Source organism: Mycobacterium sp. E740 (genome assembly GCF_001672895.1).
Classification (GTDB): domain Bacteria; phylum Actinomycetota; class Actinomycetes; order Mycobacteriales; family Mycobacteriaceae; genus Mycobacterium.
The window spans coordinates 1-18,148 of record NZ_LZKP01000141.1 but is presented as its reverse complement, the minus strand read 5'-3'; the positions used below and the strand labels follow the sequence as shown (position 1 = coordinate 18,148).

The 18,148-nt window shown below is 68.3% G+C and carries 16 protein-coding genes and 4 pseudogenes; 8 read left to right on the top strand and 12 right to left on the bottom strand.

Annotated features, from left to right (window positions below; genetic code table 11):
* Window positions 1-176 (top strand): annotated as a pseudogene (locus A5663_RS23575) (hypothetical protein); the annotation flags it as partial.
* Window positions 177-291: 115 nt separating this feature from the next.
* On the opposite strand, the gene A5663_RS13410 reads toward A5663_RS23575, so the two are convergent.
* The 3 genes from A5663_RS13410 to A5663_RS13400 are packed head-to-tail and all read right to left on the bottom strand — an operon-like array spanning window position 292 to window position 2,438.
* The gene (locus A5663_RS13410) at window positions 292-1,563 is read right to left on the bottom strand and encodes an ArsA family ATPase (RefSeq protein WP_068149499.1); all 1,272 of its coding nucleotides are present in this window, start codon (window positions 1,561-1,563) and stop codon (window positions 292-294) included.
* A 1-nt stretch (window position 1,564) separates the two neighbouring features.
* Window positions 1,565-2,002: an SRPBCC family protein gene (locus A5663_RS13405; RefSeq protein ID WP_068149496.1), complete on the bottom strand. Its 438-nt coding sequence runs from the start codon at window positions 2,000-2,002 to the stop codon at window positions 1,565-1,567.
* Window positions 2,003-2,048: 46 nt separating this feature from the next.
* Window positions 2,049-2,438: a polyketide cyclase / dehydrase and lipid transport gene (locus tag A5663_RS13400; protein WP_068149495.1), complete on the bottom strand. Its 390-nt coding sequence runs from the start codon at window positions 2,436-2,438 to the stop codon at window positions 2,049-2,051.
* A gap of 91 nt (window positions 2,439-2,529) precedes the next feature.
* Between A5663_RS13400 and A5663_RS13395 the strand changes: the two genes are divergently transcribed.
* Window positions 2,530-4,329 carry a long-chain fatty acid--CoA ligase gene (locus A5663_RS13395; protein WP_068149492.1) on the top strand — a complete coding sequence of 600 codons (1,800 nt, stop codon included), beginning with the start codon at window positions 2,530-2,532 and terminating at the stop codon, window positions 4,327-4,329.
* Here the strand turns inward: A5663_RS13395 and A5663_RS13390 are convergent.
* From A5663_RS13390 to A5663_RS13375, 4 genes are all read right to left on the bottom strand, one after another.
* Entirely contained in the window at window positions 4,317-5,462 is a 1,146-nt protein-coding gene (locus tag A5663_RS13390) for a glycosyltransferase family 4 protein (RefSeq protein WP_068149486.1), read from the bottom strand. The two genes, A5663_RS13395 and A5663_RS13390, sit on opposite strands and share 13 nt — an antisense overlap.
* A gap of 1 nt (window position 5,463) precedes the next feature.
* Window positions 5,464-6,312: a DUF4157 domain-containing protein gene (locus A5663_RS13385; RefSeq protein ID WP_068149484.1), complete on the bottom strand. Its 849-nt coding sequence runs from the start codon at window positions 6,310-6,312 to the stop codon at window positions 5,464-5,466.
* Window positions 6,281-7,402, bottom strand: coding sequence for a peptidoglycan hydrolase RipC (gene ripC, locus A5663_RS13380; RefSeq protein ID WP_068149481.1), 1,122 nt, complete (start codon window positions 7,400-7,402; stop codon window positions 6,281-6,283). Before ripC ends, A5663_RS13385 begins: the two co-directional genes overlap by 32 nt.
* Window positions 7,403-7,552: 150 nt before the next feature.
* Complete coding sequence (locus tag A5663_RS13375; RefSeq protein ID WP_068149478.1) at window positions 7,553-7,756, bottom strand: hypothetical protein; 204 nt, start codon at window positions 7,754-7,756, stop codon at window positions 7,553-7,555.
* Between A5663_RS13375 and A5663_RS13370 the strand changes: the two are divergent.
* A pseudogene (locus A5663_RS13370) lies at window positions 7,755-9,656 on the top strand (DEDD exonuclease domain-containing protein); the annotation flags it as partial. The gene A5663_RS13375 and the pseudogene A5663_RS13370 overlap by 2 nt on opposite strands.
* Here A5663_RS13370 and trpD read toward each other — a convergent pair.
* Window positions 9,594-10,661 (bottom strand): anthranilate phosphoribosyltransferase, encoded by a 1,068-nt coding sequence (gene trpD, locus A5663_RS22640; RefSeq protein ID WP_231976779.1) that lies wholly within the window; start codon window positions 10,659-10,661, stop codon window positions 9,594-9,596. The pseudogene A5663_RS13370 and the gene trpD overlap by 63 nt on opposite strands.
* A 68-nt stretch (window positions 10,662-10,729) precedes the next feature.
* On the opposite strand from trpD, the gene A5663_RS13355 reads away from it, so the two are divergent.
* The 4 genes from A5663_RS13355 to A5663_RS13340 are packed head-to-tail and all read left to right on the top strand — an operon-like array spanning window position 10,730 to window position 15,088.
* The gene (locus tag A5663_RS13355) at window positions 10,730-11,341 is read left to right on the top strand and encodes a heme-copper oxidase subunit III (RefSeq protein ID WP_068149469.1); all 612 of its coding nucleotides are present in this window, start codon (window positions 10,730-10,732) and stop codon (window positions 11,339-11,341) included.
* An 11-nt stretch (window positions 11,342-11,352) separates the two neighbouring features.
* Window positions 11,353-12,174 carry a c-type cytochrome gene (locus A5663_RS13350; protein ID WP_197503391.1) on the top strand — a complete coding sequence of 274 codons (822 nt, stop codon included), beginning with the start codon at window positions 11,353-11,355 and terminating at the stop codon, window positions 12,172-12,174.
* Entirely contained in the window at window positions 12,171-13,394 is a 1,224-nt protein-coding gene (locus tag A5663_RS13345) for a ubiquinol-cytochrome c reductase iron-sulfur subunit (protein WP_068149503.1), read from the top strand. Before A5663_RS13350 ends, A5663_RS13345 begins: the two co-directional genes overlap by 4 nt.
* Window positions 13,391-15,088 (top strand): cytochrome bc complex cytochrome b subunit, encoded by a 1,698-nt coding sequence (locus A5663_RS13340; RefSeq protein ID WP_068149463.1) that lies wholly within the window; start codon window positions 13,391-13,393, stop codon window positions 15,086-15,088. Before A5663_RS13345 ends, A5663_RS13340 begins: the two co-directional genes overlap by 4 nt.
* Window positions 15,089-15,112: 24 nt before the next feature.
* Here A5663_RS13340 and A5663_RS13335 read toward each other — a convergent pair whose 3' ends face one another.
* From A5663_RS13335 to A5663_RS13320, 4 genes and pseudogenes are all read right to left on the bottom strand, one after another.
* Complete coding sequence (locus A5663_RS13335) at window positions 15,113-15,793, bottom strand: DUF2561 family protein (protein ID WP_068149460.1); 681 nt, start codon at window positions 15,791-15,793, stop codon at window positions 15,113-15,115.
* Window positions 15,793-16,653 (bottom strand): MmpS family transport accessory protein, encoded by an 861-nt coding sequence (locus tag A5663_RS13330; protein WP_068149457.1) that lies wholly within the window; start codon window positions 16,651-16,653, stop codon window positions 15,793-15,795. Before A5663_RS13330 ends, A5663_RS13335 begins: the two co-directional genes overlap by 1 nt.
* Window positions 16,654-16,839: 186 nt before the next feature.
* Entirely contained in the window at window positions 16,840-17,259 is a 420-nt protein-coding gene (locus A5663_RS13325; protein WP_068149455.1) for a cytochrome c oxidase subunit 4, read from the bottom strand.
* 9 nt (window positions 17,260-17,268) lie between these two features.
* Window positions 17,269-17,745, bottom strand: a pseudogene (locus tag A5663_RS13320) (cytochrome C oxidase subunit II); the annotation flags it as partial.
* Window positions 17,746-17,923: 178 nt separating this feature from the next.
* On the opposite strand from A5663_RS13320, the pseudogene A5663_RS13315 reads away from it, so the two are divergent.
* Window positions 17,924-18,148, top strand: a pseudogene (locus A5663_RS13315) (cytochrome C oxidase subunit II); the annotation flags it as partial.

Below are 18,148 nucleotides of genomic sequence, written 5' to 3'. Positions count from 1 at the left end.
TCCTCACAAGCTCGACCCGGCGGTGCGCCTGGCCGCCGCGCGGGCGGTGGGCGGCGGTCCGGGCAAGTGCCAGCAGGTCTGGTGTCCGGTGTGCGCGCTGGCGGCCTTGATCGCGGGTGAACAGCATCCGCTGCTCACGGTCGTCGCCGAGCACAGCGTCGCGCTGCTGGCACTTGCCCGGACCGCCGCCCACCGCCCGCGCGGCGGCCAGGCGCACCGCCGGGTCGAGCTTGTCCAGGATGCTCTGGGCGAGCAGCCGCAGCTCCGGGCCGAGGTCGGCGTGTGGACCTGTCACTTCGGCCACACCTCCGGATTCGGTCGGAACCGCACGCTCAACTCACACCCCCGCAATTGCGCGTCCACCACGACGCATCTGCGCAGCACGGACGCCAGCCGGACCCGGCGCCGCAAGCCGCCCGCGCCGATGATCAAGTCGTCGTTTACCCTGCCGAGCGATAGCGCCGAAGAGTCGACCTGCGGTAACTCTAGCCGTAACCGGTAGACCGATTCGAGGCCAGCGCCCGACTCGCGATCGACGATCGGGCGCAACGGTCCCGGCGGCGGCGAGCCGTCCCGGCGGCGCGCGCTGTCGAGCAGCTCACCGAGCGCCTTCGCCCCGATCGGTTCGCCGGCCAGATGCGGGACCAGCACCAGCTGCACGTCGCCGATCGTGGCGTCGAGCTCTTCGAGGACTGCTCGCTGCTCGGAGATCCGCTCGGCGTACCAGTCGAATGCCGGATGGTCGGGCAGGTTGTGGTACTCGTACGAGTCATCTTGCAGCAGAAGCTGATTGACGATCAGCTCTGCGACCTCCACGCCCATCAGCGCCAGCGATCCCAGCGTCCGCGTGGCCTCGGCGGCCACCACCCGCTCGGCGGTCATCACCAGATGCGCGCTGACCGTCGACGCGTCGGTGAGCATTGCGCTCAGCCGTTCGGTGCCCGCGCCGATGCGTTCGAACAGCGCGACGACGGCCGCGGTGTGCGCGTCGTCGGCCCCGGTGGACAGCCGCCGGTGTCGCGGCCATGCCCGCTCCAGGTACATCGCGAACGTCGCGGGCAGGGTGAGCATGCGCAGCGCATCGGCGGTCGACGCGCAATCGACCACGATGCGGTCCCACTGCCCGGAGGCGGCAAGTTCACCCACCTCGTGCAGTCCGAGCACCTCCTGGACCCCGGGTAGCGCGGAAAGTTCTTCTGGTGCAACACTTCCCAGCTCCGACTGGGGAAACCTGGCCGACAGCAGGCCGGCGACCTCGCGCCAGTGCGCCTCGAGCAGCGCGAGCGTGTCGAGCGCGAGCGCATCCAGCGACCCGCCTCCGGCATCGGCTCTCCCGGTTTCCAGCTCGGCGAACACACGGGTGGGCTCGCGTGATCCGGTCGGCGTCAACGTCGTTGCGAGCACGTCGCCGATGGAGTGCGCCTGGTCGGTCGAGACGATCAGGACCCGCAGACCCGCCCGTGCGTCGCGCACGGCGGTGGCGGTCGCCAACGTCGACTTGCCCACCCCACCCTTACCGACGAACAGGCTGACCCTCGCGGCAGGCGGCTGGGTGGCATTCAGCTCACTCAGCCTCGACTCGTTTCTTGAGGTCCTTCAATGCGGTGTCCGTGAGTCGGCGTTCCGCTTTGCGTTTCAGCAGACCGATCATCGGGATCACCAGGTCCACCGACAGTTCATAGGTCACGTCGGTCCCAGATCCCTTGGGTGACAGGCGATATGCACCTTCGAGAGACCTGAGCAGTGAGCTGGACACCAACGTCCACGTGACGGACGTGCGGTCGGGCGGCCAGATGTATGACAGCACCATGGTGTCTTTGAGAACCGCGGCGTCCAGCACCAGCCTGGCCGTCTTCGGATAGCCCTCGGCGTCGGCCTCGAGCACCTCGGCCTCTTTGTACTCGGCCACCCAGTCCGGATAGGACCCGATGTCTGCGATGACGTCCATGACCGTCGAAGGGTCGGCATCGATGTGAATGGTCTGCGCCGTCTTGTCCGCCACGTTGAAAATCTACCCTCCCCTGTCGGCGACCGCCCCCGGATGTGCCTCAGGCCCGCGGTGAAACGCCCACCGGTCGCGTGGCCTCCAGCCGCTGCTTCACCTCGAACGCCATGTTCTTACCTGCTACCCGCCGTCGATGGTTCACCTTGGCCAGATTCATCTTGGCCAATTGCCACGCCGCGGCCCCCGACGGCTCGGCGTGCAGAAAGTAGTGCAGGACGACGCCGTCGAGCACCGGCTCCAGCCAGATCTCCATCGTGCCGGTGAGCGCGCCGGTGACGGTCCAGCGGTGACCCTTGTCTGCGCGGTCCTCCACGACGGTCAACCGTAGGTCGGGCCACCAGCGGCGCCAACTGGCGGGATCGGCGACGTAACGGCCCACCTCCATGGGATCGGCCGCAACGAAGGTCTCGTCCGCGATTTGGATGCTGTACATGGCATACCAGCTTCACATACGGCCCTGACCCGCGACATTGCGGCCGACTAGGGTGGGAACTGCAGAGCAGCCGCGTCGAGAGGCCAAGACCGTGCGTGAGTTCAGTGTGCCCGCGTCCTTCACGGTGGGCGAGCACGACAACGTCGTCAGCTCCGTGTTCGACCATGAACGCGACGATCCCGACCATGTCATCTTCCAGCGACTCGTCGACGGCGCCTGGACCGATGTCACCTGCAAGCAGGCGGCCGACCAGATCCGGGCCACCGCGCTCGGATTGATCGCCAAGGGCGTGGCTCCCGGTGACCGCGTCGCGCTGCTGTCGGCGACCCGCTACGAGTGGCCGATCCTGGATCTCGCGATTCTGGCCGCCGGTGCGCTCACCGTGCCGATCTACGAGACCAACTCCGCCGAACAGGTGAAGTTCGTGCTGGCGGACTCCGAAGCGGTGCTGATCATCGCCGAGACAGACGCGCATGCCGACAAGATCGAGCACCTGGAGAACGAGCTTCCGGCGCTGCGCGAGGTGCTGCGCATCGCGGGCTCGGGCACACCCGCGCTGGACGAACTCGCCGAGGCGGGCAAGTCGGTCGACGCCAAGGAACTCGACGGCCGGCTGGCCGCGCTGAAGGCCACCGATCCCGCGACGCTGATCTACACCTCCGGCACCACCGGCAAGCCGAAAGGCTGCCAGCTGACCCACTCGAACCTGGTCTACGAGATCCGCGGAGCCCAGGACTGCTTTCCGACGCTGCTGGACAAGGGCGAGAAGATGCTGGTGTTCCTGCCGCTCGCTCACGTGCTCGCCCGCGCGATCACCCTCGCTGCGTTCACCAACAAGGTCACGCTCGGCTTCACCAGCGACATCAAGAACCTGGTCCCGACGTTCGGGGTGTTCAAGCCGACGTTGGTGGTGTCAGTGCCGCGCGTGTTCGAGAAGGTGTACAACACCGCCGAGCAGAATGCCCGCAACGACGGCAAAGGCCGGATCTTCGAGATCGCCGCGAACACCGCCATCGACTACAGCAAGGCGCAGGACACCGGTGGTCCCGGGCTGCTGCTGAGGGCCAGACACGCGCTGTTCGACCGGCTTGTCTACGGCAAGCTGCGCGCCGCGCTCGGTGGCGAGTGCCGCGGCGCAATCTCCGGTGGCGCGCCACTGGGTGCCCGGCTGGGCCACTTCTACCGCGGCGTCGGCCTGACCATCTACGAGGGCTACGGCCTGACCGAGACGAGCGCCGCGATCACCGTAAACCGGATCGACGACGTTAAGGTCGGATCGGTCGGAAAGTTGTTGCCCGGCAACAGCATGCGCATCAACGACGACGACGAGCTGTTGGTGCGGGGCGGCGTGGTTTTCAGCGGCTACTGGCACAACGACGAAGAGACCGCAGCGGTGTTCTCCGACGGTTGGTTCCACACCGGCGACCTCGGCGCCATCGACGGCGACGGTTTCTTGACCATCATCGGCCGCAAGAAGGAGATCATCGTCACCGCGGGCGGCAAGAACGTCGCGCCGGCCATCCTGGAGGACCGGCTGCGGGCGCACCCGCTGATCAGCCAGGCGATGGCGGTCGGCGACGCAAAGCCGTTCATCGGCGCGCTGATCACCATCGACCCGGAGGCCATCGAGGGGTGGAAGGCACGCAACAGCAAGAGCGCCGACGCCTCGGTCGCAGACCTGACGACCGACCCCGACCTGGTCGCCGAGATCGACCTGGCGGTCAAGGAGGCCAACCAGGCGGTGTCGAAGGCCGAAGCGATCCGCAAGTTCCGCATCCTGCCCGTCGACTTCACCGAAGACACCGGCGAGTTGACCCCGACGATGAAGGTCAAGCGCAAAGTGGTGGCAGAGAAGTTCGCCAGCGACATCGAGGCGCTCTACGGGGGGTAGAGCAGGTTCGACAAGCGCTGCGCCTGGGTGGGCCACTGCCAGTTGTCGACCACCCAGCGCCTGCCCGCCGCGCCCATGCGCGCCGCACGGTCCGGGTCGGCGAGCAGCTCACTGACCGACGCCGCGATCGCGCCCACATCCCAACCGTCCACCACCACGCCCGTCTCGCCGTCGCGGACCGTCTCCGGCGCGCCGCCCGAGCGGCCCGCCACGACCGGCACACCCGACGCCGACGCCTCGAGGTAGACGATGCCGAGACCCTCGACGTCCAGTCCGGCGCCGCGGGTCCGGCACGGCATCGCGAACACGTCGGCCATCGCGTGGTGAGCAGGCAACTCGTCACCGGGTACCGCATCGGTGAAGACCACCTGGTCGCCCACTCCGAAACTGTGCGCGAGCTTGTGCAGGGATGACCGGTACGGCCCGCCGCCGACGATCACCAGCGCCGCGCCGGGTACCCGTTGCCGGATCGCGGGCATCGCCCGGATCAGCATGTCCTGGCCTTTGCGTGGCACCAACCGCGACAGGCACACCACGACCGGCCGGTCCCCGAGCCGGTACCGGGCGCGCAGCTCGGCGCGCGCGACGTCGTCGGGGGTGAACCGGTCCGTGTCCACTCCGGGCGGCAGATGCTCGAGTGCGGCGTGCGGCCCGAACGCCGACGCGAACCGGCGCCGGGTGTACTGGCTGACGTAGGTGACCACGTCGGTCCCGGATCCGATGCGCCGCAACGCGGTTCGGGCCAGCGGCAGCATCGACCAGCCGACCTCGTGACCGTGCGTGCTGGCGATCACCCAGCGCGCGCCGGCGTCGCGGGCCAGCGGCGCCATCAGAGCCAGCGGAGCCGCCGCGCCGAACCAGACGGTCTCGACGGCGTGCGCTTCGACGAGCCGGCGCATCCGCTTGATCACCGACGGCTCCGGAAGCATCAGCGTGCCGGGGTGACGCACCACGTCGTAGCCGGTGCGGGCCGCGTCGGCGTCGAAGGCATCACAGCCCTTCCACTTCGGCGCGTACACGGTGAGCGTGTGTTCACCGGTCGCGACGAGGTGGTCCACCAACGCGTGCAGATAGGACTGGATGCCACCACGGCGCGGGGGAAAGTCGTTGGTGACCAGAAGAATTCGGCTCACGTCAACCTTCCGCCGCCGCCCACTGCCGCCACTGCGTCAGCATCGCGGCCGGTGCCATACCGAGAGTGTCTTGCAGCGCCGCCGTCATGTCGGGATGGCCGGGGCCGCACGCGTGCCGGTACAACTCGAGCAGCTTGCCGGTTCCGTACCGGTCGGCGGCGAACCGGCTGAACCACCAGGCCCGGTCGTAGGCCAGCGAGCGGTCGGGGCCGGTCAGCTCCGTATCGCTGGGCAGCCTGACCATCGAAGGTTCGGGGCGGGTGGTCGTGGGCCTCGCGACGAAGTCGGCGACGCCTTCGGTGAGCCACCGGGGTGCGTCTGGGGCGGTTCGCGATTGCGATGCATAGTGAAACAACTCGTGGCGCAACACGATTCGCAGCGCGGCGTCGCTCATATCGGCGGCGCCGGGGGCGAACATGATCCGCTCGGCGGTCGTCGTGGCGGCGGTGTGCGAGTCGCCGCCGCCGACGGCCGCGAACTGTGCGTCGGTGCCCGCGACGGCGATCACCACCTCGCGCGGCCACTGCGGGCCCCAGAACGCGGTGACCGCCGCCGCCGCGCCGTCCATCTCCGCGGCGATACGGGACGGCAACTGCCCGGCCCGCGGGCCGGGCAGGCCGATCAACCGGACCGTGCGGCCGTCGCTGAGGGTCTCGATGCGCGATTCGGCGGCCGGCGTGGTCAGCGAGGCGGGTGTGGCAACGGTCGGAGCGGGCGGCACGTCGGCACGCCCGATCAGAAGCAGCGCACAGATGAGCTCGGCGACGAGAACTGCGGCGAGCCGGGATCTACTTCGCGCGTACGCGGCTCTCCGACGGTCAGTAGCGGCGGACGTTGTAGATCGGCGCATTGTCCACCGGAGCGACTCGCACCGGCGTGCCATAGGTCGAGGCGTGCACCATCATTCCGTCACCGATGTAGATGGCCACGTGCGACGCATCGGAGTAGTAGGTCACGAGGTCGCCGGGCTGCATCTGGTCGCGCGAGACCGGCTGGCCGCCACTGGCCAGCGCCTGGCTGGAGTGCGGCAGCGAGATGCCGGCCTGCTGGAAGGACCACATCACCAGCCCGGAGCAGTCGAACGCGTTCGGGCCCGAGCCGCCCCACGAATACGGCGAGCCGATGCGGCTCAACGCGGCCTGGATGACGGTCGCGGAGTGTCCGCCCACCGGCGGCGCCATGTCGCCCGGCGGAATCGCGCCGGGCGCCGGCGGAGCGGCGAGGATCGCTGGGTTCCCACCGGGTGGTACCGGAGCGGGTGCAGCCACCGGAGGCGCGGGCGGAAGCGCGGCCAGCGCCTCGCGCTGGTTCGGCGTCAGCGCCTCGTACTGCGACTTCACGACGGCCATCTGGATCTGCAGCCGGCTCTGCTTGGACTGCAGGTCTGCGCGCACGGCCGCGGCCTGTTCGGCGGCCGTCTTGGCCTCGGCGGCCGATTTCGCGGACGCCTCTTCAGCCAGCGCCGCCTGCCTGCCGATCTCGCGGTAGCTCTTCATCTGCGCGGACATCTCGTTGGCCATCACCCGCTGCACGGCCAACTGGTCGATCAGGCCCTGCGGCGAGTTCGCGGTCAGCAGCGCGTCCAGCCCGTCGGTCCTGCCGCCCATGTACTGCGCGGCAGCAACCTTGTCGACCGCCGCCTGGAAAGTTGCCAGCTGATTCTTGGCCTTGTCGGCTGCTGCGGCGTCGGCGACGTGCTTGGCCTCCGCAGACTGCTGGATGGCCAGCTTGTTGTCGAAATCGAGCTGTGCCGAGTGCATCGCCTCGGTGGTCTGCTCAGCCTGTCGCGACAGCTCGTTCAGTTTTGCCAGCGCGTCATCGGCCGGGTCGGCCTGCACACTGCCGACGAACATGCTTCCGAGGACGGTGATGCCGACTATGGCACTGAGGAGGGGTCGTCGAAAGCCGCGCTTGGCCAAGTGCGTACGGTCGAGCCTCAAGATTTGCGCCCTTCAAACTTCCGTGACGAAGCCGCGTCGAAACGCTTAGGTCTCAGACAGGTTACGAAACGGCATCGGGGTTGTCCAACAGAAGACGCAAATTTAACAAGTCGCTCTGCGTTTTGTTCCGCGCCGGTCCGCCGCGTGTCGTCAGGCGACGCCGGGTCTGCCGTCGCGGCGGATCGGCACCAGCCGAAGCCGCGGGGCCAGCCCCACCTCGGCGAGTACCTCCAGCGCTCGGCGCTCGTCGTCCAACAGCGTGTCGGGTACGCCGAGCAGGACACTCACGACACAGTCCGCACACCCTGGCCCGCGTACCGCGCAGTCGTCGCAGTCGATCTTCACCGTGCCCATGAATCGCTCCTCTCGGTCGGTGCTGCCCGCACGCTATCGAGGGGTACCGACATCTCATCGGCCTCGAGCGTGGCAACCCGGTGTTGTCGGTGCCGTTTCCTACGGTCAGCGCATGGGCCAGCTCAGCTTCGCCGATGTCGACGAACGGGCTGACGTCTCATTGCGCGAGACGACGTTCGTCGTCGTCGACCTGGAGACCACGGGGGGACGGCACCGCGGTGACAATCCCGACGCAATCACCGAGATAGGCGCCGTCAAGGTGCGCGGCGGCACGGTGCTGGGCGAGCTCGCCACGCTGGTCGATCCCGGCCGCACCATCCCCCCGCAGATCGTCGCTCTGACCGGCATCACCACCGCGATGGTGTGCGACGCCCCGAGGATCGAGTCGGTGCTCCCGGCGTTCCTGGAGTTCTCCCGCGGCGCGGTGCTGGTCGCCCACAACGCCGGCTTCGACATCGGGTTCCTGCGCGCGGCCGCCGAACGGTGTCAGATCGCCTGGCCGCGACCGCCCGTGCTGTGCACGGTGAAACTGGCCCGCCGGGTGCTCACCCGCGACGAGGCGCCCAGCGTCCGGCTCTCCGAGCTGGCCCGGCTGTTCGGCGCCAGCACCGTGCCGACGCACCGCGCGCTGGACGACGCCCGGGCCACCGTCGACGTGCTGCACGGGCTCATCGAGCGCGTGGGCAACCAGGGCGTGCACACCTACACCGAGTTGCGGTCGTATCTTCCCGACGTCACGCCGGCGCAGCGGCACAATCGTCACCTCGCCACGGCGCTGCCCCGCCGGCCGGGGGTCTACCTGTTTCGCGGCCCCGCCGCAGAGGTGCTGTACGTGGGCACTGCCGTCAACCTTCGCCGACGCGTCGGGCAGTACTTCAACGGATCGGACTCACGGACCCGCATCAAAGAGATGGCCTCGCTGGCCACGGCCGTCGATCACGTCGAATGCGCACACGACCTCGAGGCCGGCGTGCGTGAGCTGCGGCTGCTGGCCGCCCACGCTCCCCCGTACAACCGCCGGTCCAAGTTCCCGCACCGGTGGTGGTGGCTGGTGCTGACCGACGAGGCGTTCCCCCGGTTTTCGACCGTGCGCGCACCAAAACGCCAGTCCGCCATCGGACCGTTTCGGGCGCGTTCCGACGCCGTCGACACGGCCGCGCTGCTGGCCCGGTTCACCGGCGTGCGGACGTGCACGAAGAAACTCTCGAGGTCCGCGGTGCACGGGGCGGCATGCCCGCAGCGGGAGCTCGCGCCGTGCCCGGCACCGCGTGACGTCGACGCCGCCGGCTACGCCGAGACCGTCGCGCGGGCAACAAGTCTGATCGATGGCCGCGACGACCGTGCGCTGAGCGCGGTGCTGGCCCACATCACCGGCCTCGCCGACCGCGGCCGGTACGAGACCGCGGCGCGACTGCGCGATCACGCCGCGACGGCGATCGACGTGCTGTGGCGCGGTCAGCGGCTGCGGGCGCTGGTGGCGCTCGCGGAACTGGTCGCGGCGCGACCCGACGGCGCCGGCGGATGGCAGCTGGCGGTGATCCGCCACGGCCGGCTGGCCGCCGCGGGCAATGCGGTGCGCGGAGTGCCGCCGATGCCGGTTGTCGACGCGATCTGCGCTGGGGCACAAGCTGTTCTGCCGGATGCCGCGCCGCTGGGCGGCGCGCTGGTCGAGGAGACGGCGTTGATCGCGCGGTGGCTGCAGCAGCCCGGGGTGCGCATCGTTCGGACCGACGACGGCTACTGCTCGCCGGTGCACGCTGCGGGCCGGTGGGCGGGCTGGGCCGCGTCGGCGCGCTCGGCACGGATGGCCGCCGAACAGCTCGGAAGGACAGGCCTCTCAGACCTTCTGGGTGAACCGCACCCAACGCGCGAGGAGTTGTTCGGCCGCACCGGAGTCGATCGCCTCGGCCGCCTTGGCGAGCCCCTGCTCCCACGCGGGAACCCATTTGGCGTCGCTGGCTAGGCCCGCGTGCGCGACCATCGCCCCGGCCGCATTGAGTACCACCGCGTCGCGCACCGCCCCCGGCGCACCACCCAGCACCGCGCGAACCGATGCGGCGTTGGCCTCGGCATCACCGCCGACGAGCTCCGAGAGCTCGGCCCGCTCGAAGCCGAACGCGGCCGGGTCGAACGTCAGCCGCTCGACCGTGCCTGCCTGCACTCGCCAGATCGTGCTGGTCGTGGTCGTGGTCAGCTCGTCGAGGCCGTCGTCCCCGTGCACCACCAGCACGCTGGATCGGCGGGCCGCGAACACCCCGGCCATCACCTCGGCCAGCTCGCCCCAGGCACAGCCGATCAGACCTGCCCGCGGGGACGCCGGATTGGTAAGCGGCCCAAGCAGATTGAAGACCGTCGGCACGCCGATTTCGCGGCGCACCACGCTGGCATGCCGGTACGACGGATGAAAGTGCGGCGCGAACGCGAAGCCGATGCCGACTTCGGAGACGCTGCGCGCGACGGCCTCGGGAGGCAGGTCGATGCGCACGCCGAGTGCCTCGAGCGTGTCGGCCCCGCCGGAGAGCGACGAGGCGGCCCGGTTGCCGTGTTTGATCACGGGCACGCCGGAGGCGGCGACGACGATCGCGGCCATCGTGGACAGGTTCACGGTGTTGGATCCGTCGCCGCCGGTGCCCACCACGTCGACCGTCTCGGTTCCGATGGCGTCCGTCGGCACCCGCCGGGCGTGCTTGAGCATGACTTCTGCCAGTTCGGTCACCTCTGCCGACGTCGGGCGCTTCATCTTCAACGCCACCCCGAACGCGGCGATCTGCGCAGGCGTGGCCGCTCCCGTCATGATCTGGTCCATCGCCCACCCCGCCTGGCCGGTCGCCAGCGACTGACCGGTGGTCAGGCGGCCGAGGATGCGGGGCCAGGCGAGGGAATCAGCGTTTTTCGGGGAAGCCACCACGCGATTATTACGAAACTCCCGACCCGGGTGGAAAGCGACAACTACAAAGCGTCATACTTGCTCCTGTGACGAGCGCTGTAGGGGCTTCGGGAACCGCAATCACGTCGCGAGTACATTCGCTGAACCGGCCGAACATGGTCAGTGTCGGCACCATCGTCTGGTTGTCCAGCGAGCTGATGTTCTTTGCTGGCCTGTTCGCGATGTACTTCACCGCGCGTTCACAGGCGGACGGCAACTGGCCGCCGCCACCGACAGAGTTGAACCTGGTGCAGGCCGTGCCGGTCACCTTGGTGCTGATCGCCTCGTCCTTCACCTGCCAGATGGGTGTGTTCGCCGCCGAGCGCGGCGACGTCTTCGGGCTGCGCCGCTGGTACGTCATCACGTTCCTGATGGGGCTGTTCTTCGTGCTCGGCCAGGGCTACGAGTACTACCACCTGGTCCAACACGGCACGACCCTCTCCAGCAGCGCCTACGGCTCGGTGTTCTACATGGCCACCGGCTTCCACGGTCTGCACGTGATCGGCGGCCTAGTCGCCTTCCTGCTTCTGTTGGCCCGAACCCGGATGAGCAAGTTCACCCCGGCCCAGGCCACCGCCGCGATCGTGGTGTCGTACTACTGGCACTTCGTCGACATCGTGTGGATCGCCTTGTTCGCCGTCATTTACTTCGTTCGTTGATCGGCTCTCCGATGAGAAGGGGTTCGATGACCGACAAATCGCGCCGTCGGTTGCGCCGGCGCCTGTCAGGCGCTGTGCTGCTGCTGCTCGGACTGGGTGTCGCCGGCGGGCTGGCCGCCACGCTCACCCCGACACCGCAGGTGGCCGTCGCGGACGAATCGCAGTCGGCGCTGCTGCGCACCGGCAAGCAGCTGTTCGACACATCCTGCGTCACGTGTCACGGCGCCAACCTGCAGGGCGTCGCCGACCGCGGTCCGAGCCTGATCGGTGTCGGCGAGGCGGCGGTGTACTTCCAGGTCTCGACCGGCCGTATGCCCGCGATGCGCGGGGAAGCGCAGGCACCGGACAAGCCGCCGGTGTTCGACGAGGCGCAGACCGACGCGCTGGGCGCCTACGTCCAGGCCAACGGCGGCGGACCGGTCGTCCCGCGTGACGACAACGGCCGCGTCGCCCAAGCGTCGCTGCTGGGCGATGACGTCGCCCGCGGGGGTGACCTGTTCCGGCTGAACTGCGCGTCGTGCCACAACTTCACCGGTAAGGGCGGCGCTCTGTCGTCGGGCAAGTACGCCCCCAACCTCGGCGACGCGAAACCCGCGCAGATCTACACCGCGATGCTCACCGGCCCGCAGAACATGCCGAAGTTCTCCGACCGGCAGCTGACCCCTGACGAGAAGCGCGACATCGTCGCCTACGTCCGCGAGTCGGCCGAGACCCCCAGCTACGGCGGCTACGGCCTCGGCGGGTTCGGCCCGGCGCCCGAGGGCATGGCGGCCTGGATCATCGGCATGGTGGCCGTCATCGCAGCGGCCCTGTGGATCGGAGCGCGGGCATGAGCGACCTGGACAACGGCGCGACGAACACCCCGAAGGGCACCGACGCACCCGGCCACGCCGGGGTGCCGGGTCAGCCCTCCGACGCCGAGCTGGCGGCGATGTCCCGTGAGGAACTCGTCGAACTCGGCGGCAAGCTCGACGGTGTCGAGACCGTGTACAAGGAGGACCGGTGGCCGGTCGCAGGCACCAGGGCTGAGAAGCGCGCCGCGCGCATCGTCTCGTACTGGCTTCTGCTGGGCGGGTTCTCCGGCCTGGCGCTGCTGTTGATCTTCTTGTTCTGGCCGTGGCAGTACAAGCCGTACGGCTCGGACGGCGAGTTCCTGTTCAGCCTCACCACTCCCCTGTACGGGTTGACGTTCGGGTTGTCGATCCTCGCGATCGGCATCGGCGCGGTGCTCTACCAGAAGAAGTTCATCCCCGAGGAGATCTCGATCCAGCAGCGCCACGACGGCGCCTCCCCCGAGATCCAGCGCAAGACGGTGGTGGCCAACCTGGCCGATGCGCTGGAGGGCTCGACGATCAAGCGCCGCAAGTTGGTCGGCCTCTCGCTGGGCATCGGCCTGGGCGCGTTCGGTCTGGGCACCCTGGTGGCCTTCCTCGGCGGTCTGATCAAGAACCCGTGGAAGCCGGTGGTGCAGACCGCCGAAGGCAAGAAGGCGGTGCTGTGGACCTCCGGGTGGACGCCGCGCTATACCGGCGAGACGATCTACCTCGCCCGCGCCACCGGTAAGCCCGGCGAATCACCGTTCGTCAAGATGCGCCCCGAGGACATCGACGCCGGCGGCATGGAGACGGTGTTCCCGTGGCGCGAGTCCGACGGGGACGGCACCACCGTCGAGTCGCACCACCGCTTGGCCGAGATCTCCATGGGTGTGCGCAACCCGGTCATGCTGATCCGGATCAAGGCGCAGGACATGCCCCGGGTGGTCAAGCGCAAGGGCCAGGAGAGCTTCAACTTCGGCGACCTGTTCGCCTACACCAAGGTCTGCTCCCACTTGGGTTGCCCCGCTTCACTTTACGAGCAGCAGTCCTACCGCATCCTGTGCCCGTGCCACCAGTCGCAGTTTGACGCGTTGCACTTCGCGAAACCCATATTCGGCCCGGCTGCGCGTGCCCTGGCGCAGCTGCCCATCACCATCGACCAGGACGGGTATCTGGTCGCCAACGGCGACTTCATCGAGCCCGTCGGACCGGCCTTCTGGGAACGGAAAACAGCATGAGTCCGAAATTACCGAAACCGCCTGCTCTCGCCGAAGTCGCGGCCGCGCAGGGCAATGCCATCGATTCGCGCTACCACCCCTCGGCGGCGGTGCGACGGCAGCTGAACAAGGTGTTCCCCACCCACTGGTCGTTCCTGTTGGGCGAGATCGCGTTGTACAGCTTCATCGTCCTGCTGATCACCGGCGTCTATCTGACCCTGTTCTTCGACCCGTCGATGGCAGAGGTCACCTACAACGGCGTGTACCAGCCGCTGCGCGGTGTCGGGATGTCGAAGGCCTACGCGTCGACCCTCGACATCAGCTTCGAGGTGCGGGGCGGGCTGTTCGTCCGTCAGATCCACCACTGGGCCGCACTGCTTTTCGCGGCGGCGATCATGGTGCACCTGGCTCGCATCTTCTTCACCGGCGCCTTCCGCAGGCCGCGTGAAGCCAACTGGGTGATCGGCGCACTGCTGTTGATCCTGGCGATGTTCGAGGGCTACTTCGGCTACTCGCTGCCCGACGACCTGCTCTCGGGCATCGGGCTGCGCGCCGCCATGTCGTCGATCTCGCTGGGCATGCCGGTGATCGGCACGTGGCTGCACTGGGCGCTGTTCGGCGGTGACTTCCCCTGTGGCGGAGTCGGATACATGTGCAACGAGGACGGTGTCTGGATCCCGCGGATGTACGCACTGCACATCCTGCTGATACCGGGGATCATGTTGGCGCTCATCGGGATGCATCTGGCCCTGGTGTGGTTCCAGAAGCACACCCAGTTCCCCGGCCCCGGACGCACCGAGACCAACGTCGTCGGTGTGCGCGTCATGCCGGTGTTCGCGGTGAAGTCCGGCGCCTTCTTCGCGATGACGGTCGGGATTCTCGGCCTGATGGGCGGGCTACTGACGATCAACCCGGTCTGGAACCTCGGGCCCTACAAGCCTTCTCAGGTATCGGCAGGTAGCCAGCCGGACTTCTACATGATGTGGACGGAAGGTGTGGCGCGTATCTTCCCGCCGTGGGAGATCTACCTCGGCCACTACACCATCCCGGCCTCCACCTGGGTCGCGCTGTTCATGGGCCTGGTCTTCGTGCTGCTCATCGCCTACCCGTACCTGGAGAAGAAGCTCACCGGCGACGACGTGCACCACAACCTGTTGCAGCGTCCGCGTGACGCCCCGGTGCGCACCGCCCTTGGCGCGGCGGCGATCTCGCTGTACATGCTGCTCACGCTGTGCGCCATGAACGACATCATCGCGTTCAAGTTCCATATCTCGCTGAACGCGACGACGTGGATCGGCCGCATCGGCATGGTGGTGCTGCCGGCGATCGTCTACTACATCGCCTACCGGTGGGCGATCGGCCTGCAGCGCAGCGACCGTGAGGTGCTCGAGCACGGCATCGAGACCGGCATCATCAAGCGGCTGCCGCACGGTGCGTACATCGAGCTGCACCAGCCGCTCGGCCCGGTCGACGAGCACGGTCATCCGATTCCGTTGGAGTACCAGGGCGCAGCGCTGCCCAAGCGGATGAACAAGCTGGGCTCCGGTGGCGCTCCCGGGTCCGGTGGCTTCCTGTCGGCCGACCCGATCGAAGAGCACGAGGCACTCGCCGCGGCGCACCACGCCGGCGAACGCAGAGCGCTCACCGCGCTGGCCGAACACCAGGAACGCGGCGGCTCGTCGAACGGACACGGCGGTTCCAACGGGCACCACTGAGCCGGCCGGTAGAAACTGAAAAAGCTACGCGCTCTGCTGATCCGGCAGGGCGCGTAGTTCTTTGAGGTAGAACCATGGCAGCACGGGCATCGCCAACGTGACAAGCGCGGTCAGCACGTAGAAGACCCAGGCCGCGACATCGCTGCCCACCGCCATCAAGTAGGTCGCCACGCCGATGGCCACCATCGCGACGCCGATCGCGCACGCCGTCACCACCGAAAAGCGCAGCCACACCAGATCGGCGGCGGTAGCGGCAGGCTCGGGGGTTTCGAGAGTGCGCAGCTGTCGGGGTGCCGCATACACCGGACGGGGATCGTGTCCCGCCGCCCTCGGCGCGCTCAGCTTCTCGCTGGCGGTCGCGTCCGTCGCCGCGGTTCGACCGGGCGCTGCCACGGGCGCCTGCGACGGCTCGACCAGGGCTTCCCGGCGCGCCCGCAGCAGCAGCGGCACCGCGCCGATGATCACCACCGCGGAGATTCCGATGATGGCGTAGAGCAGCCACGGCGTGCCGCCGTCACCTCCGGGCTCGGCATGCCCCCGGCCGAGATTGACCAGCGCGACCGTGGCTGCGACGCCGGTCCCCAGCGCGACCAGCCAGATGCCTGCACACGAGCCGAGCAGGATGCGGTCCGTGCGGTCCAGTTCGCTGGGATTCAGTGCGGGGGTCAACCGCGAGCGCCCCGCTGCGTCCGTCTCGTAGGTCATCAGCAGCTCGTCTGTGCGGCGTTGTTGGTGTTCGACGACAGCACGGTCCCGTCACTGGTGGTGATGGAGCAGTTCAGCCTGCTGACCAGGAACAGGCTGGAGGCCTGCACCGAGCCGACTTCCGATTGCGAGATCGGTGTCACGGTCAGCGACCAGGGGATGTAGACGTTGCGCTGAGTGCGGCTACGGCCCGACGCGTCGATGTATGTCACGGTGATGATGTCTCCCGGTGCTTTGGTTCCGGTCACCGAGTAGGTGACCTGCCGCGGGCCCGAGCGGGTCGTCGTGGGCGGCGGCGGCGCAGGCGTGTTGGTCGCAGGCGCGGGCGGTGGCGCCTCGGCAGGCGGCGGTGGCGGGGGCGGCGCCGGAGCGGGCGCCTGGGTGACGGTGACCGTCTCCGGCGGTGGAGGCGGTGGCGCCTCAGTCGTCGGAGGCGGCGGCGGTGGCGGCGGCGGCGTGGTGGTGGTGATCTCGTCCTGCACCGGCGGCGCCACGGTGGTCGTCGAGGTTTCGGGCGTCGCGAGATTGTCGGTGTCGGTCCGCGTCACCAGCACCGAGACCGACGTCACCAGCGCGATGGCGGCGATGATCGCCGCGACACCGACGACCCAAGGCCACCGGGGCGGGTTCGGGTGGTCGGCGATGTCGTCGTGCTGTTGATAGCTGTCGTAGTCGTACAGCGACGCATCGGCGGGGACATAGGGTCCCGCGGTGAACTGCTCGGACTCCGGCGCCGAATACGCCCGCGAGTGGATCTCGGTGTCGCTGGTGTCCGGTGCCGGCTGGTCCCCGGCGGCTTGGTCCGGCTCCTGTTTCCGAAAATCCGAACCTTCGTCATCCGGGGGATTCGGCCCGCTCATTTACGCCTATCCTTCTCGACTACTCAACCGGCGCGACACGCCACAGGATCCGCTCCTCGGAGGTGGCTGACCGTGCCCCGGCAACCCTACCCAAACGCGTCACCCCGGATGGATCTCCCGGCGCGTCCGCGAACGAGTGGTAGCCCGATTGTGACCTTGGGCGGCGCGGCCGGACGTGCCGAGCCGTCAGTGCTTCTCCGGGCCGGTGTAGTACTCGAACACCAAGCCCGCAACCGTCGTGATCACGAAGCAGGCGCCGGCCACGATGAGCCACGGCAGCCACAGCGCCACACCCACCGCGGTGATCGATGCGGACAGCGCGATGAACACCGGCCACCAGCTGTGCGGGCTGAAGAAGCCGAGCTCGCCGGCGCCGTCGCTGATCTCGGCGTCTTCGTAGTCCTCCGGACGCGTGTCGAGGCGCCGGGCCACGAACCGGAAGAACGTGCCGGTGATCAGGGTCAGCCCCGCGGTCAGCACGAGCGCCGTGGTGCCCGCCCACTCGATGCCGCCGTACTGGAACATGCCCGTCAGCACGGCGTAGACGACGGCGGCAAGGATGAAGAACGCGGTGAGGAACTCGAACAGCCGGGCTTCGATATGCATGTGGTGTCCCTACTTGCTGGCCTGCGAGAGCTGGGGCGCCTGCTCACCGCGACGGGTGTCGAACGGGTGCGTGGTGACCGCCGTCGGCGACTGGTTGATCGCCTGCAGCGCTTCGGCATTGGTCTTGCCGCCGATCCGCTGCTGCAGATACGCCTTGAAGTCGTTGGGCTGCACGACCCGCAGCTCGAAGTTCATCATCGAGTGGTATGTCCCGCACATCTCCGTGCAGCGACCGACGAACGCACCGCTGGTCTGGCCGTCGGGCAGCTGGATCTCGCTGATCTGGAAGATGTTGTCGGAGTTGTTCGCCTTCGGGTCGGGCAGCACGTCGCGCTTGAACAGGAACTCCGGCACCCAGAACCCGTGGATGACGTCGGCCGAGGCGATCTGGAACTCGATGCGCTTACCGGCCGGTACCACCAGCACCGGAATCTCGTTCGACGTGCCGAGGGTCTCGACCTTGTCGTACGCCAGGTACGAACGGTCCTGCGGGTGCTTGCCCGCGATCACGCCGAATTCGTCTGCGTGCGAGCCTTCTTCGCCGCCGTGCTCACCTTCCAGCCCCTCCGGACCGGACGCCACCGCGGCTGCGCGCGCCGGGTCGGCGCCGTCGTAGGTCAACGTGCCGTCGGCGAAGTTGACCTTCTGGTAGCCGAACTTCCAGTTCCACTGGAAGGCGGTGACGTCGACGACGACCTCGGGGTTCGGCTACAACATGCCGTTGGAACTGGTGCTGACCGTCATTCCGTTCCTGATCATCTCGGTGCTGTTCTACTTCACCGTCGTGGTGCAGGAGAAGATGCTGCACAAGGAGCCGAACCCCGAGGTCGTCGTCGACGTCACCGCCTTCCAGTGGAACTGGAAGTTCGGCTACCAGAAGGTCAACTTC